The organism is Ignavibacteriota bacterium, assembly GCA_019637995.1.
Taxonomy (GTDB): domain Bacteria; phylum Bacteroidota; class Ignavibacteria; order Kapaibacteriales; family UBA2268; genus JANJTB01.
The window spans coordinates 887,200-902,188 of sequence record JAHBUQ010000001.1 but is presented as its reverse complement, the minus strand read 5'-3'; the positions used below and the strand labels follow the sequence as shown (position 1 = coordinate 902,188).

Below are 14,989 nucleotides of genomic sequence, written 5' to 3'. Positions count from 1 at the left end.
TGCTCGTATTACGGATAAATATATAATTAATTTGATTTGTGTGAATTAAAAATACTTGTGATTTATTCAAAAAAGCAAAATAATATTTGCTATTTATACTAAAATTTTTTAAATTACTTTAATTATTATGATTGTTTTATAAAAAAGGAAAATTATTTATGAATCTATTACTCTTAAGTAACTCCACAACACAAGGTTACACATATCTTGAACATGCTTTTGATACAATTAAAAGCTATTTTGGAAACGGCGTAAAGAAAATTGCATTTGTGCCGTATGCAGGTGTTACAATTAATTGGGACGAATATACAAAAAAAGTTGCTGATGTATTCTCAAATTTGGGATATGAGATTATTTCTGTTCATACAGGAGATGCTAAAGAGATAATTAATTCTGCTGATGGTATAGCTGTTGGTGGAGGTAATACTTTTAACTTACTGAAAACTGTTTATGATAATGACCTGAAAGACCTGATTAAATCCAAAGTTATTGTAGGAATGCCTTATATCGGCTGGAGTGCAGGCTCGAATTTGGCTTGTCCAACTATACGAACTACTAATGATATGCCGATCGTTGAACCACCTACATTTAATGCACTCAATCTGATACCGTTTCAGATTAATCCACATTATTTGGATGCACATCCGGACGGTCATCATGGGGAAACCCGCGAGCAAAGACTTTTAGAATTTCTTGAAGCAAATAAAAATATGTATGTTGTTGGTCTAAGGGAAGGCAGTAGTCTTCAGTTTGTTGATAACAAATTAAGTTTAATTGGCTTAAAACAAGCACGTATATTTAAATACGGACAGGAAATTTTTGAAGTCAATCCGGGAGATAATCTCGATTTTTTAATGAAGTAAAATTTGAAATTTATTCATTGCAGAGATAAATAAAACCCCAAACTGATAGTTTCGCTTGGGGTTTTTTCATGATTTCAAAAAGTTATGAAAAGCAAACTTACAGTCACAAAAAAGGTAAAACAAAAAAATGCGATTTCCCCTTTATTATGAGCCGTTTATTAATTAATTCATAAATTATCAGGCAAACTGCTTTTTGATAATATTTAATGCGGCACCTGCCTTGAACCATTCGATTTGCTGAGCATTATAAGAATGATTAACAATGATTGAATCCTTCGAGCCGTCTAAATGATGTGCTACAAGTGTCAGAGGTGTTTCAGGAGAAAATTCAGACAATCCGATAATATCAAAAGTATCGTCTTCTAAAATTTTATCATAATCATTTTTATCAGCAAAAGTAAGAGCGAGCATACCTTGTTTTTTTAAATTTGTTTCGTGGATACGTGCAAATGATTTGACAAGAATTGCTTTTACTCCCAAATGGCGTGGCTGCATAGCAGCGTGCTCACGTGATGAACCTTCACCATAGTTTTCATCGCCAACTACGATTGAGCCAATTCCTGCTGCTTTGTACTGACGCTGGACAGCCGGAACTTCACCAAATTCACCTGTTAATTGATTTTTAACAGAATTAGTTTTTTCATTGAAGAAATTCACTGCACCCGTCAAAGTGTTATTAGCAATATTATCAAGATGACCGCGGAAACGGAGCCATGGACCTGCCATTGAAATGTGGTCAGTCGTGCATTTTCCTTTAGCTTTAATTAATAGCTTAAGACCAGTCATATCGCTACCGTTCCATTCAGGGAATGAATCAAGAAGCTGCAAGCGGTTAGAATCAGGAGCAACATTAATTTTTACTCCTGAACCATCTTCAGCAGGCGCCTGATAGCCGTTATCCTCAACATCAAATCCCTTTGCAGGAAGTTCATCACCGCTTGGCGGGTCAAGTTTAACCGCTATTCCATCTTCATTGATTAAAGTATCAGTATTAGGATTGAAAGATAAACTTCCGGCTATAGTTAAAGCAGTTACGATTTCCGGAGAGGCAACAAATCCGTGCGTATTTGGATTTCCGTCATTACGTTTTGCAAAATTTCGGTTGAAAGAAGTGATAATTGTATTCTTTTCCTGTTTATCCGCACCGTGACGAGCCCATTGACCGATACAAGGTCCACAGGCATTAGCAAGAACAACGCCGCCAATTTGTTCAAAATCATTGATAAATCCATCACGCTCTATTGTATAACGAACCATTTCTGAGCCGGGGGTAACAGTATATTCGCTCTGAACTTTCAATTTTTTGTCCACTGCTTGCTTAGCAACTGATGCTGCACGTGAAATATCCTCATAAGATGAGTTTGTACAGGAGCCGATTAATCCCACTTCGATTTTGTCGGGCCAGCCATTTTCAACAACTGCATCTTTCAATTTTGATATTGGGGTAGCGAGGTCCGGAGTAAATGGACCATTTACATGAGCTTCAAGTTCAGATAAATTAATTTCAATTACCTGGTCAAAATATTTCTCAGGATTTGCATATACTTCGTCATCTCCGGTCAGATGTTCGGCAATACCATTAGCAACATCAGCAACTTCCTTTCTACTTGTTGAGGCAAGATAATTATACATTTTTTCATCGTAACCAAAAATTGAGGTTGTAGCTCCGATTTCAGCACCCATATTACAAATTGTGCCTTTACCTGTACAGGATAAAGACTTGGCGCCCTCTCCGAAATATTCAACAACAGCACCGGTTCCACCTTTTACAGTGAGAATACCGGCAACTTTCAAGATAACATCCTTAGCAGAAGCCCAGCCGGATAATTTTCCTGTTAATTTCACACCGATTAATTTAGGGAATTTCAGTTCCCAGGGGAATCCTGCCATAACATCAACTGCATCTGCACCACCAACACCAATAGCAATCATTCCAAGACCGCCGGCGTTAACCGTGTGTGAATCCGTACCAATCATCATACCGCCCGGGAAAGCATAGTTTTCGAGAATTACCTGATGAATGATACCTGCACCCGGTTTCCAGAATCCGATACCGTATTTATTTGATACCGAAGAAAGAAAATCAAAAACTTCGCTGTTCAAATCTTTTGAGCTTGCTAAGTCTTTTTCAGCACCTTCTTTAGCTAAAATTAAATGGTCGCAATGAACAGTAGAAGGCACTGCTGTTTTTGGTCTGCCGGCTTGCATAAATTGCAAAAGAGCCATTTGGGCAGTTGCATCCTGCATTGCTACTCTATCGGGACGGAAATTCACATAATCCTTACCGCGTGCAAATTCACGAATTTCAGTTTCAGAATCAAGATGACTGTAAAGAATTTTCTCTGTCAGGGTGAGAGGTTTGTTGACAATTTTTCTGATGGAATCAATTTTTTTAGCATAATTTGCATAAATTGATTTTATCATATCGAGGTCAAAAATCATAGCAGAATCCTTTTAATAATCAAAATAATCTTTTTTAATTTATGATGTGACGAATATATTGAAATATTAAGATATATTAAAGTATATTTTTTTCAAATTGTTCCAATTTAAATTGTTCTGAATAATTAAATAATGTATTTTTGTAATATAATGATTTTTGAATTTTACAATTTATGTTAGAAATAGTAATTATAAATTATAATACGGGTGAACTCACTTGCAGATGTATTCAATCTGTATTTGATACAATTGGCAGTGCGAGAATCTTAGTCGTTGATAATGCTTCAACTGATAACTCTATAGAGGAAATCAGAGGCAAATATCCTGAAATCAAAATTATCCATAATTCTGAAAATCTAGGATACGCAAAAGCAGTTAATATTGGTGTCAGAAATACAGATTCAGAATTTGTGATAGTCAGCAATTCCGATGTGGAATTTCTTAGAAGTAGCATAAATGAGGCACTGGATGTAATACAATCAGACGAATCAATTGCTGTAACAGGTTTTCATCAGCTTTATCCTGGAATGAAGTATCAAAGAAGTTACGGCAGGTTTCCGGGCTATATTTCGGGAATATTCGATATGTTTTTTATTACATCATTTTTAAAAGTATTAAATAAATATTTATTGAATACTAACAGAATTATATATCCCGAATACGCTGATGGTGCAGTTTTGCTTTTCAGACGTAGTGTTTTTGACAGATTATTGGGTTTCGATGAAGATTATTTTTTCTATACTGAAGAAGCAGATTTTTGCAAACGAGTTTGGAATTCCGGATACAAAGTCTCAATTGCAAATAAAGCAAGAGTGATACACATACGCGGAGCCGGCAGAGAAAAAAGTGATTTTAATGAGAAAGCAGAAAAATTGTTAATATCAACCAAGCTCTTATTTTTAAAAAAACACGGAACAAAATCTGAAGCCAAACTTTTCAAATTTACTCAAAAGACATATTTCTTCAACTTATTCGTTATTGAATTGATATTATCGAAATTCTCGACTAGTAAAAAATATTTCTCTAAAAGTCAGGAACATTTAAGAATATCAAAACTTTGGAAAAAGGCAGAAATTGAATAAAGAATACGATTTAGCGATAGCTTACAGAATTTACCCAAAAATTTCGAAAGTACCGCCAATTTATCCTGACGATAAATTCAAGCTTTCAGAGTTGTGTCTTGCTTCGCTCGTAAAATCATTAGGAAATCTCAGCGTTAAGTGGTTTGTAATACTTGATGACTGCCCTAAAGAGTATAAAACAATGTTTGAAAAGTACCTGAATAAGTATGATACCGATTATATCGAAACTCAGGTAAAAAGCAACGGAGCAACTTTTGGAATGCAAATGGATTTGCTGCTAAGTCAAAATCATTGTGATGTAATTTATTTTGCAGAAGATGATTATTTTTATTTGCCTGATACCTTCCATGAGCTGATGTCTGCTTTGAACACAACCGGTATTGACTTCATCAGTCCTTATGACCATCTTGATTTATACACAAATGAATTTCACAATCGAAAGTATTTCGTGAAATTTATCGGAAAAAGGCACTGGCGTTCCTGTGGCTCAACTACTATGACTTTTTTAACTACAAAAAAAGCATTAAAATCTGCTGAAAAAGTATTTCGAAGTTATGTAAGAAAAAATTATGACAGCAGTCTATGGTTGACTCTGACTCATGAGAATGTCAATAGTCCATTAAGATTTATGAAATTACTTATAAAAGACAATCAAACTTTAAGAATATTTGCCAAAGCATGGATTTACACTCCATTGCAAGTAATATTCGGAAAGAAATATCAATTATTTACACCTATTCCATCAATTGCTCAACATTTAGATAATCAATGTATGGCTCCGGGAATTGATTGGAATTCAAAATTTAAGGAAGGGCACCAATGGCTTATCAAATAAATTTAGGATGCATCATTTGCGGAAAATGTGCCAGACACTGCCCTGTTGATGCTATATATATGGGTTATGATATTTATGAAATCAATCCCAAGAAATGCGTGAGTTGCAAGGGTTATCACTCCGAGCCTCAGTGTGTGGCTGTTTGTCCGGTGGATGTGGTAACAAAGGCGAGAAAACGTGAAAAAAATTAAACTTGTCATAAAAAGTGGGATTATTACTTCAATATCGGAAAGCGAATTTGTTGAAATTATCTCTGATGGAAAAGAATATAAATTTTCAGATTGCATAGTTATTCCTGGAATTACAGATTCTCACTGCCATGTGTGGGGCTTGGGTATGATGAATTCGGGTCTGGATGTATCAGGAGGGATTTCATCTGAAGAAACTCTTGAAATTACCAGAAAAAACTATTTTAGAAAATGTGATTGGGTCATTGGCAGAGGTTGGAATAATGAATTGTGGAATAATACTGACCTGCCGGATAGAATTCAGGCAGACAAATTTTTTCCTGATGAGCCACTCGCACTTACACGTGTTGACGGACATTCAATCTGGTGCAATTCTAAAGCTTTGGAATTAGCCGGAATTGATTGTGATACTCCTGACCCAGCCGGAGGAAAAATTTTGAGAGATGAACATGGCAGTCCCACAGGAATGCTTATTGATAATGCAATGAATCTACTTGATTCATATATACCGGAATACACCGAATCTCAAATTACTTCATTCATTGATAAAGGTTTGGATTTGTGCTTAAAATCCGGCATTACTGCTGTTCATGATATGGATGTAAGCCCACAAATGGTAAGTATTTACCACAAATTGAATGAAGCCGGCAAATTGCCAATAAGGGTTTTCGCTTATGTTAGCTGTCAAAATGATGAAGTTTTCAATGCGAAAATTTTGCCTTATAAATCTGAAATGTTCACTATACAGGGAATCAAGCTTTTTTCTGATGGTGCACTTGGCTCGTATGGAGCTGCACTAATTGATGATTACAGCGACAAAACCGGTGAAAGGGGATTATTATTGTTGACATCAAATGATATGCTTGGCAAAATCCTAAAAGCTGATGAATCAGGATTTGATGTTGTCATTCATGCTATTGGAGACAGAGCTGTCAGAGAAGTAATTGATGCGTTTGAAAAATTCAGAGAGCTGAAACCATATTCAACGATTAATCTTAGAATCGAACACTCCCAGACTGTTCATCCTGATGACATTCAAAGATATAAGCAATTAAATATAATTGCATCGGTTCAACCTATTCATTTTGTTAGTGATGCTAAAATGGCTCAAAAAAGGCTTGGCAACGCAAGATTGCTGAAGTCCGGTTACCCATGGAAAACTTTTATTGATAATGAAGTACTTGTAATCGGAGGCTCTGATTTTCCCATTGAATCTCATAACCCATTTTTAGGAATAGATGCATTTATCAGCAGACAATATGATTTGGAAACTGATAATTCGATTTTTGATGAAAGGCTTTCTGAATCTGAAGCTCTGAAATGTTATACTGATTATCCGTATATTTCTGTAAATGTTGAAAATATCGGAAAACTTGAAATTGGGTGTAAAGCAGATTTTGTAGTAATTGAAGGAAATTCAATTAGTTCAGTATCAAAAGTTTCTTCTGTGTTCATAAATGGCGAGCAAATTATTAGCTGATAGATAATGAATTTAACAATAGAAAACATATTACTCGTTGGTTCGATATTGCTCTTTCTAAGTGTAATAGCCGGTAAAACTTCATATCGCTTTGGAGTGCCGACATTGATATTATTTTTAGGTATCGGTATGCTTGCCGGTTCTGAAGGAATAGGAGGTATATATTTTAATGACCCTGTTTTAGCTCAGTTTATCGGTGTTGTAGCTCTTAATTTCATTCTGTTTTCCGGTGGACTTGATACTAATTATACGACAATCAAACCGGTTCTTTGGCAGGGAGTTTCATTATCAACAATAGGAGTTTTGTTAACAGCAGTTAGCTTAGGAACGTTCATTTGGTATATCACAGATTTTACAATTTATGAAGCTATGTTATTGGGTTCTATTGTATCATCAACTGATGCTGCTGCAGTTTTCTCAATTCTAAGGTCAAAAAGTCTTGCTTTGAAAAGTAATTTAAGACCTACTCTGGAACTTGAAAGTGGTAGTAATGATCCTATGGCTTATGTGCTAACAATTGGTTTTTTAAGTCTTGTTATAAATCAGGATTTGTCACCTCTTACAATGATACCCTTATTTCTTCAACAAATGGCTATCGGTTCTATAGCAGGCTTGGGTTTCGGGAAATTATCAAAATACATTATAAATAATATCAAACTTGATTTTGAGGGTCTTTATATTGTACTTGTTATATCGTTGATGTTCATATCATTTGCTGCTACTGATTTTATTGGCGGAAACGGTTTTCTGGCTGTATATCTTTGTGCTGTTTATATAGGCAATCAGGAGTTCATTCACAAAAAAACAATATTCAAGATGTTTGACGGATTAGCCTGGTTAATGCAAATCGTACTGTTTTTAGCTCTTGGATTACTTGTTTTTCCTTCACATATTATGCCAGTTATAGGTTTGGGTCTTATTGTATCTTTATTTTTAATAATTGTAGCAAGACCACTTGGTGTATTTTTTGCTTTAGCTCCATTCAAAATGAAGATGAGACGGCGATCTTACATCTCTTGGGTTGGGCTTAGAGGAGCTGTTCCTATAGTATTTGCAACATATCCACTGCTTGCCGGAATTGAAAAAGCAGACATGATATTTAATTTAGTATTTTTTATTTCTTTGACTTCAATATTGGTACAAGGTACATCTTTGAGTTTCTTTGCAAGATTGCTCAGAGTATCTTTACCGGCTAAAGTAAAGCCGATATCCCCAATAGAAATTCAAATGACTGACAGGGTTAAAACAGAAATGCTTGAAATAGAAATTCCAGTGAACTCATTTGCCTGCTCAAAAAGAATTGTAGAGTTGAATTTTCCTAAAACTGCTATAATTGCTATGATAAACAGAAATAATAATTTCATTACACCTAACGGAGCGACAATCGTTGAGTCAGGAGATATTTTGATAGTATTAGTGGAAAATAAGGATTATATCAACGATATTTACGATGCTTTAAAACTTAAAATTCCAAATAAATAATTTTTAATAATAATAAAAACTTAAAATCGTTCCTATAGTTATTATTAAATTCTTTTTTTTAAATTTGAGGTAAATATGAATGCAGTAATCAATGATACAGAAGTTGAACTTATCCCTACCGGTGTAACAGGCTCAGATGAGCAAGATGCGATAATGATTACACGCAGAGCTTTGGATAAAATCAGCTCAATCAGACAAGAGAACAGTGTACCTGATGAATATTCACTTAGACTTGGTACTCAGAGTGGAGGATGTTCAGGGATGAATTATATACTTGGTTTCGATTCAGAAGTGAATGATTTTGACAAACTTATTGAATTACATAATCTAAATTTAATTATTGATAATAAAAGCCTTTTTTATTTGATGGGTGTTACTTTGGATTATGTGGATGATATGCATGGTAGCGGATTTGTATTTAACAATCCGAACAATGCAAAAACTTGCGGTTGCGGTGGCGGAGGTCACTAATTCTGCATAAGTATCTTTTTATAGTAAAGCCCGGAAATTGATTTTTCGGGCTTAATTTATTATAACAATTTTTTTCAATTTGTTTTCATAAATTTCTGAAATCTATCACCAAGACGGATAAAATATACTCCTACGGGTAGACGAGAGATTTCAACTCTGTATGAGGACATTTCAAGAAGTGCCTCTGTAGACATTACCTCTATTCCAAGTACATCAAATATCTGAACTTTCGTACTTTTATCATAGGGATTAAGTCCATTATTGATAGGAAAGATGGTTATAAAATCATATGCCGGATTTGGGTAAATTTGCAATTCGGAATAAGAAGATTCATTATTAACTGATGTTGCAAAAGACTTAAACACACTACCGGACTGATAAATATATTTTGTTGATATATCCTGCACAATAACTGTAGCATATAAATCAGTATTAATTTTTGTATCAAGCGTGTAATTATAATCATAAGTCAATTTTTCACCGGCTTTGATTGAAAATATTTCTCCACTGCTTTTGGGAAGTGACTTTCGCATGATGTAATTAAAGTCAGTCATACCGTTTTGCTGTGATGAATAGATATGTTCTTTCTCAATCAAATAAACAAAGAGAACTTTATTATTAAGTTCGATATTGCTTGTTATGTCAATTTTTACTGAGCCGCTATGTCCATTATTGACAAAATTAATATCTACATTTACGGGTGTTGTTTTGGACATCGTGTCAATTATAGCATTAATTCTGTTCGTATCTGTAGGAAAGCCCGGATATGCTTCATTTGGCGCATTGACTGCATTTATTCTTGCATATGGGAAGAATGGTACCGAATATAAGTTTTTTCGATAATTATAATCTTCCTGTGCGTTTATAACCTTTTGATTATTTACCATAAAGTATGAGTAATAGTAAACAGGTATATAATCTGGATGGTTTTTCAGCCATGCTTTGTGCATTGGTGTTAAAGAGGCACAGGGTCCACACCATACTTCGGAAAATATCTCAAAGACAATATTTCGTTTATATTGAGCTATAAGTTCGGTACTGCTGAAAGCTATTATTATGGATGAGAATATAAGAAGATTCAGAATTAGTCTTCTAGGTGGCGATTTAGTAGTAGTTCTCATTTTACGACCTGTTTAATTAACATTTTAAAAAATAACACTCTTGACAGATATAAAATACAAAAATCTTTTTAATTTAAATCAATTAAATTTATTTTTAATAAATTTAATTTGTAAATTGTATGATTTTCTCATAATTTCATTATTAAATATATTTTGTTTATTTTTGTATCTTATAAAACTTAAAGAAAAATGTATTCCAAAATTAAGAAACTCGGTTCAGACACTTTAATATATGGTTTTGCCACAGTTTTTGGCAGATTTCTTAATTTTTTATTGACACCAATATATTCCAATTTACTTTTTGGTACCGAATATGAATTTATAATTTACATATATGCACTTCTGGCATTTATAAATGTCATATATTCTTTCGGGATGGAATCAGCATTTTTCAGATTCTACTCTCACGATAACAAAGAACAGGCTTCAAAGGTCTTTACACATTCATTTTTGATAATAAATATTATCAGTGTTGCATTTACGGCAATTATATTGATAAGTTCGGATTTCATTGCTTCAATTATTGCAAATCCTGAAGTAACATCAGCCGCTTATTTAATACGACTCGCTGCTCTTATCCCCATGCTTGATGCAGCTATTCTCATACCAATGGGTTATATGAGAATGACAAATCAGGCGAAAAAATTTGCTACAATCAGGTTTTCATTGATTTTCCTTACTGTAGCATTTAATCTGATATTGCTGATTGGATTTGAATTGCAGGCAGAAGGAGTGCTTTATGCACAGCTAATAGCTTCTTCAATAGGAGTTATTTATCTTTTGCCGATGATAGTTAAAAAATTTCTCGCTCAGATTGACAATAAGTTATTTATTAGAATGTTGAAATTCGGACTTCCCACTATTCCCGCAAACCTTGCGGCAATAATCCTTCAAGTGGCTGACAGACCGATTCTTACTGAGCTTACTGATTCATTCCGCGATGTGGTAACATATCAGGTCAATTACCGGCTTGGAATCCCTATGATGATTTTTGTTACTGTGTTTGAATATGCCTGGAAGCCGTTTTATCTGTCACACTTCAAGGACAGCCACGCTAAAGAGCTTTTCGCTAGAATATTTACATATTTTACTCTTGCTGCAGCACTGATATTTTTGACAATAAGTATGTTTATAGGCTATATTGTCAGAATACCCGGAATAGGAGGGGAATACTTTATCAATCCGGAGTATTGGTCAGGTATGCACATCATACCAATTATACTTTTTGCGTATTATTTCAACGGTGTATTTACCAATTTGAGTGCAGGTCTTCTGATTGAGAAGAAAACTCAGTATCTTCCTTTGGCTGTTGGGATTGCTGCTTTGGTCAATATAGCTGTCAATTTTGTACTTATACCAAAAATGGGCTACGAAGGAGCTGCATGGGCTACATTGGCAGCATATTTTGTATCGGTATTGATTATTTATTTCATCGTTATGAAGATATTTCCTGTAAACTATGAGTGGAGGAGAGTTGCTCTGATTCTTGTTGCTACTGCCGGTATTTTCTTTACTGATAAATATCTGACAGGATTTATAGAAAATAATATTTTAATAGTATTCAAAGTTTCGCTTTTGATAATTTTCTTTTGTATGTTATATTTGTTTAAATTCTTTGGTTCGAATGAAATAGAAATCTTGAAAAAATTTATAAAAAAGTAGTTTGTGTTAAATTTTTGCAATAAATTTTATAGGTTATTAACAGTAATTTCGTTAATTTGTATGTATAATTTACAATTTCGAATGTTCCCATAATAAAAAAATTCTTAAAATACAATAGGTTAGAAAAAATAAATTATGAAATAAATCTTTTTAATTATAAAACTTATTTGTAATTTTGAACTCTGTAAAAATGAAAATTCATAAAATGTTGTATTAAAATTGTATAGGAAAAGAAATTATGACAAAAGCTGATATTGTTGATGAAATATCAAAAGCAACCGGTCTGACAAAAATCGAGACCAAAGCAGTCGTTGATGGTGTTTTTGCAAGTATTATAAATGCAATTACTGCCGGTAAGCGTATTGAATTGCGTGGATTTGGTGTTTTTAAACACAAAAGTAGAAAACCAAGAATGGCACGCAATCCAAAATCAGGTGAATTAGTACCTTTAGAAAAAAGATACGTACCTGTTTTTAAGCCTTCACCTGAATTTTTGAATAAAGTCAATGATAATTTAAAATCAAACGACTAAGATTTTTATTTTTGGAGATAATTATAAGATGATTTTATAATTATCTCCGTTTTTTTTTGGTTTATATACATTTTTGCATTATATTTGTAAACTTATATAGTGCAGAATAAAATATTTATAATAATTTCATTTGGAGTGATTATGCCCTGCGGTAAAAAGAAAAAACGTCATAAAATGGCTACCCATAAAAGGAAGAAAAGACTTCGTAAGAATCGTCATAAAAAAAGGAAATAATCCTTAGTCTAAGGCTGTTACGATATTTCATCATAACAGCCTTATTTTTTTAATTTCCCCACTTACGGTCATCCTCAAAGGTTATACCACTTCTTTCAGATAGAATAATTTGTATATCCCGAAATGCATTAATTAACTTTTCTCTGTCAAAAAAAGCTGTAGAAATAGATAAGACCTGCTCATCTTTGGTCATAATTACTAAATTTTCAGTTCTTCTGTTCATTTCCTGAAATGATTTAACAAGTATAATATCATCCCAGTTTGCAGTAAATTCAGGCTGCGGCTTGAGATACTCAATTTTATCGGGATATAACTTTAAAGTGCGTTTCTTGCGGCTGAAATGATATAAAAAACCGCCAGCAAAAAGTCCTAATAGTCCACCCGATACAGATTCAGAAAGCGATTGCTTATCGCCTGCAATTAAACCGCTGACTAAATATGCTCCGCTCAGCACTATGATTAGAAATGATAAATAACTGAATGATTTGAGCTTGGTTGAATATTCACTGTATAATTCTGACATTTGATTTATTTTATTTGTTTAACAATTTCTTGAAGTGCTTCAATAGCATAAATAAGTTTTTTATCGGAGATATATGGAGCCGGACCAAGTCTAAGGTGGTCTTCTCGATAATCAGTATAAATATTATGTTTAAATAATTTTTGACTTATAATTCCGGCAAACTTAGTTTTAAGTACAAGAAATCCGCCTGATGCTTCAAGAGGAACATCGTTATCACGTTTAATTATTTTGCTTTCCATATCAATCCTGTCAAATAAATCAGCCATAACTTGCTTCTGATGAAGATTCACTTCCCGAAGAATTTCGGGCGTGAGCTCATTTTCTTCAAAAAACTGAAAGACTTCAGCAGCTCTGTAGTGAGAAACCGGGTCATAAGTTGAGCCTGCAAATCTGTAATGTCCTTCACCATACGGAACTTCACCCGGAAACTTTGTTTCTGCGAGCTGGGAAAACTCACTAAACCAACCTGTAAATGCAGGTCTAAGCAAACAATTTTCAGGTATTCGCAAGAAACAGTTGCCTTCACCAAGCTGACAATATTTATAACCTCCACCTGTGATGAAACTGTTTGTCAGTCCTTCGCTGCAAATATCAAATGGGATTGCATTCAGGACATGATAAGCATCCACTAATAAATAAGTCCCAAATTCCATGCATTTATTTTCAACTAATCCAAGATTGTTGATTATCCTGCCATTTTTGAAAAGAACTTTTGAGACTATAACGCAAGCAGTATTATTATCAACCAAATCAGAAATTCTTTCAGCAAGGTCATCATATGGTTCAGCCCGAACTTTTACTACTTCAATCCAATCTTCTGAAAGTCTGTCTAATTGCCTTCTGACAGTATGAAACTCCATATCTGTTGTTATAATTTTTCTTCGATTTTTCCAATCCATAGCTGATAGAAATTTAAGTAATAAATCATGAGTATTTGCAGCAAGCGCAATTTCTCCATTACTGTCATTCATCAGTTTTTTATAGCCATTTCGTACAGCATCAGCCTTTTCAAATGCTTTAGACCATTTGTAGTCAATTAGTCCGGCGGCATCATTCCAGCATTGCCTAAGACCGTCATAAGCTACATCGGGCCACGCCTGATGAGAGTGCCCTGTAAGTAAAATTCTCTCGGATACATTGAACGAAGTGTAAAATTTTTCAAGAGAATTTGGAGAGTTATATAGAGACTGAATATTTATCATATTGAAAATTCCGCTCTGATAATCCATAAATCAGGGAAAGCCTGACGGAATAAAGTACTTTTCAGGTAGTCAGCCCCTGAAGAGCCACCGGTTCCCATTTTAGTTCCAATTGTCCGCATAACCATCTGAACGTGCCTGTATCTCCATTCCTGAAGCCCTTCATCAAGGTCAAGTAGTAATTCGCAAAATTGAGAAATTACAGGAGAATTTCTGTAAATATCAACAAGAATTTTCTGAACCTCTGCGCTGGGTTCAATTCTTTGCTTGAAATCACGATTGAGTAAATCATCAGGAATGTTGTAAGAATTATTCTTTAAATAAATTAAAAATACATCCCAAAGAGTTGGGGAATTATATCTCATTTCGAGCTTTGCCCTTTCATCAGATTCCGCATCAGTGCGGCGCAATGCATTGCTGTCTTTCAGTCCAAGTGCAAACTCCAATTCACGAAATTGAGTAGATTGAAATCCGCTTGCACTTTCGAGATAATTTCTGAATGTAAGAAATTCAAGTGGAGTCATAGTTTCCAAAATATCAACCTGATGAACAATAACTTTCATTATTGTATTGATTCTTTTAAGAGATTTTTGGGCATCGGTGATTGAATTTGCATCAAGCCTGCGACAAAGTTCATCAGTTTCATGAAGTATTTGTTTAAACCATAGCTCATAAGCCTGATGTATTATTATAAAAAGCATTTCATCATGCTCAGGTGGATTTGATTTTAGAGACTGAAGCTTTTTGAGTTCATCAATCATTAAGTAACTTGAGTAAGTTAATTCCATTTTACCTCTTCAAAATAAATTTATAATAAAATAAATTAACTGATTAATTTCAAAATTATTTGAAATAAATATTTTTCGTCCGGTTTG

The 14,989-nt window shown here is 33.9% G+C and carries 14 protein-coding genes; 9 read left to right on the top strand and 5 right to left on the bottom strand.

The window, feature by feature from the left end; genetic code table 11:
• Window positions 1–158 precede the first annotated feature (158 nt).
• On the top strand, window positions 159–863 hold the full coding sequence (pepE, locus tag KF896_03550; protein MBX3042771.1) for a dipeptidase PepE: 705 nt from the start codon (window positions 159–161) through the stop codon (window positions 861–863).
• A gap of 177 nt (window positions 864–1,040) precedes the next feature.
• Here pepE and KF896_03545 read toward each other — a convergent pair whose 3' ends face one another.
• Complete coding sequence (locus KF896_03545; GenBank protein ID MBX3042770.1) at window positions 1,041–3,305, bottom strand: aconitate hydratase; 2,265 nt, start codon at window positions 3,303–3,305, stop codon at window positions 1,041–1,043.
• A gap of 173 nt (window positions 3,306–3,478) precedes the next feature.
• Here KF896_03545 and KF896_03540 point away from each other — a divergent pair, with 173 nt between their 5' ends.
• The 6 genes from KF896_03540 (at window position 3,479) to KF896_03515 (ending at window position 8,843) form a co-directional block, all read left to right on the top strand.
• Window positions 3,479–4,387, top strand: a complete 909-nt coding sequence (locus tag KF896_03540) for a glycosyltransferase family 2 protein (GenBank protein MBX3042769.1) — start codon at window positions 3,479–3,481, stop codon at window positions 4,385–4,387.
• The gene (locus KF896_03535; protein MBX3042768.1) at window positions 4,380–5,222 is read left to right on the top strand and encodes a glycosyltransferase family 2 protein; all 843 of its coding nucleotides are present in this window, start codon (window positions 4,380–4,382) and stop codon (window positions 5,220–5,222) included. Before KF896_03540 ends, KF896_03535 begins: the two co-directional genes overlap by 8 nt.
• The gene (locus KF896_03530; protein MBX3042767.1) at window positions 5,207–5,413 is read left to right on the top strand and encodes a 4Fe-4S binding protein; all 207 of its coding nucleotides are present in this window, start codon (window positions 5,207–5,209) and stop codon (window positions 5,411–5,413) included. Before KF896_03535 ends, KF896_03530 begins: the two co-directional genes overlap by 16 nt.
• Window positions 5,400–6,890 carry an amidohydrolase gene (locus KF896_03525; GenBank protein MBX3042766.1) on the top strand — a complete coding sequence of 497 codons (1,491 nt, stop codon included), beginning with the start codon at window positions 5,400–5,402 and terminating at the stop codon, window positions 6,888–6,890. Before KF896_03530 ends, KF896_03525 begins: the two co-directional genes overlap by 14 nt.
• Before the next feature lie 6 nt (window positions 6,891–6,896).
• Window positions 6,897–8,372 (top strand): potassium/proton antiporter, encoded by a 1,476-nt coding sequence (locus KF896_03520; protein ID MBX3042765.1) that lies wholly within the window; start codon window positions 6,897–6,899, stop codon window positions 8,370–8,372.
• Window positions 8,373–8,447: 75 nt separating this feature from the next.
• Window positions 8,448–8,843 carry an iron-sulfur cluster assembly accessory protein gene (locus KF896_03515; protein MBX3042764.1) on the top strand — a complete coding sequence of 132 codons (396 nt, stop codon included), beginning with the start codon at window positions 8,448–8,450 and terminating at the stop codon, window positions 8,841–8,843.
• A gap of 74 nt (window positions 8,844–8,917) precedes the next feature.
• Here KF896_03515 and KF896_03510 read toward each other — a convergent pair whose 3' ends face one another.
• Window positions 8,918–9,964, bottom strand: coding sequence for an Omp28-related outer membrane protein (locus tag KF896_03510; GenBank protein ID MBX3042763.1), 1,047 nt, complete (start codon window positions 9,962–9,964; stop codon window positions 8,918–8,920).
• A gap of 189 nt (window positions 9,965–10,153) precedes the next feature.
• Between KF896_03510 and KF896_03505 the strand changes: the two genes are divergently transcribed.
• Both KF896_03505 and KF896_03500 read left to right on the top strand, forming a co-directional pair.
• The gene (locus KF896_03505) at window positions 10,154–11,626 is read left to right on the top strand and encodes a polysaccharide biosynthesis C-terminal domain-containing protein (protein ID MBX3042762.1); all 1,473 of its coding nucleotides are present in this window, start codon (window positions 10,154–10,156) and stop codon (window positions 11,624–11,626) included.
• 238 nt (window positions 11,627–11,864) lie between these two features.
• Complete coding sequence (locus KF896_03500; GenBank protein ID MBX3042761.1) at window positions 11,865–12,158, top strand: integration host factor subunit beta; 294 nt, start codon at window positions 11,865–11,867, stop codon at window positions 12,156–12,158.
• Between the two features lie 283 nt (window positions 12,159–12,441).
• On the opposite strand, the gene KF896_03495 is transcribed toward KF896_03500, so the two are convergent.
• The 3 genes from KF896_03495 to KF896_03485 are packed head-to-tail and all read right to left on the bottom strand — an operon-like array spanning window position 12,442 to window position 14,902.
• Window positions 12,442–12,915: a hypothetical protein gene (locus tag KF896_03495; GenBank protein ID MBX3042760.1), complete on the bottom strand. Its 474-nt coding sequence runs from the start codon at window positions 12,913–12,915 to the stop codon at window positions 12,442–12,444.
• A gap of 5 nt (window positions 12,916–12,920) precedes the next feature.
• The gene (locus tag KF896_03490) at window positions 12,921–14,117 is read right to left on the bottom strand and encodes a kynureninase (protein ID MBX3042759.1); all 1,197 of its coding nucleotides are present in this window, start codon (window positions 14,115–14,117) and stop codon (window positions 12,921–12,923) included.
• Complete coding sequence (locus KF896_03485; GenBank protein ID MBX3042758.1) at window positions 14,114–14,902, bottom strand: tryptophan 2,3-dioxygenase; 789 nt, start codon at window positions 14,900–14,902, stop codon at window positions 14,114–14,116. The genes KF896_03490 and KF896_03485 overlap by 4 nt, the downstream gene beginning before the upstream one ends.
• Window positions 14,903–14,989: the final 87 nt, after the last annotated feature.

Coding starts and splice junctions, on each gene's coding strand:
- KF896_03530 (MBX3042767.1), top strand. CDS start 5,207: ATGGCTTATCAAATAAATTTAGGATGCATCATTTGCGGAAAATGTGCC.
- KF896_03495 (MBX3042760.1), bottom strand. CDS start 12,915: ATGTCAGAATTATACAGTGAATATTCAACCAAGCTCAAATCATTCAGT.
- KF896_03515 (MBX3042764.1), top strand. CDS start 8,448: ATGAATGCAGTAATCAATGATACAGAAGTTGAACTTATCCCTACCGGT.
- KF896_03510 (MBX3042763.1), bottom strand. CDS start 9,964: ATGAGAACTACTACTAAATCGCCACCTAGAAGACTAATTCTGAATCTT.
- KF896_03540 (MBX3042769.1), top strand. CDS start 3,479: ATGTTAGAAATAGTAATTATAAATTATAATACGGGTGAACTCACTTGC.
- KF896_03545 (MBX3042770.1), bottom strand. CDS start 3,305: ATGATTTTTGACCTCGATATGATAAAATCAATTTATGCAAATTATGCT.
- pepE (MBX3042771.1), top strand. CDS start 159: ATGAATCTATTACTCTTAAGTAACTCCACAACACAAGGTTACACATAT.
- KF896_03500 (MBX3042761.1), top strand. CDS start 11,865: ATGACAAAAGCTGATATTGTTGATGAAATATCAAAAGCAACCGGTCTG.
- KF896_03520 (MBX3042765.1), top strand. CDS start 6,897: ATGAATTTAACAATAGAAAACATATTACTCGTTGGTTCGATATTGCTC.
- KF896_03485 (MBX3042758.1), bottom strand. CDS start 14,902: ATGGAATTAACTTACTCAAGTTACTTAATGATTGATGAACTCAAAAAG.
- KF896_03505 (MBX3042762.1), top strand. CDS start 10,154: ATGTATTCCAAAATTAAGAAACTCGGTTCAGACACTTTAATATATGGT.
- KF896_03490 (MBX3042759.1), bottom strand. CDS start 14,117: ATGATAAATATTCAGTCTCTATATAACTCTCCAAATTCTCTTGAAAAA.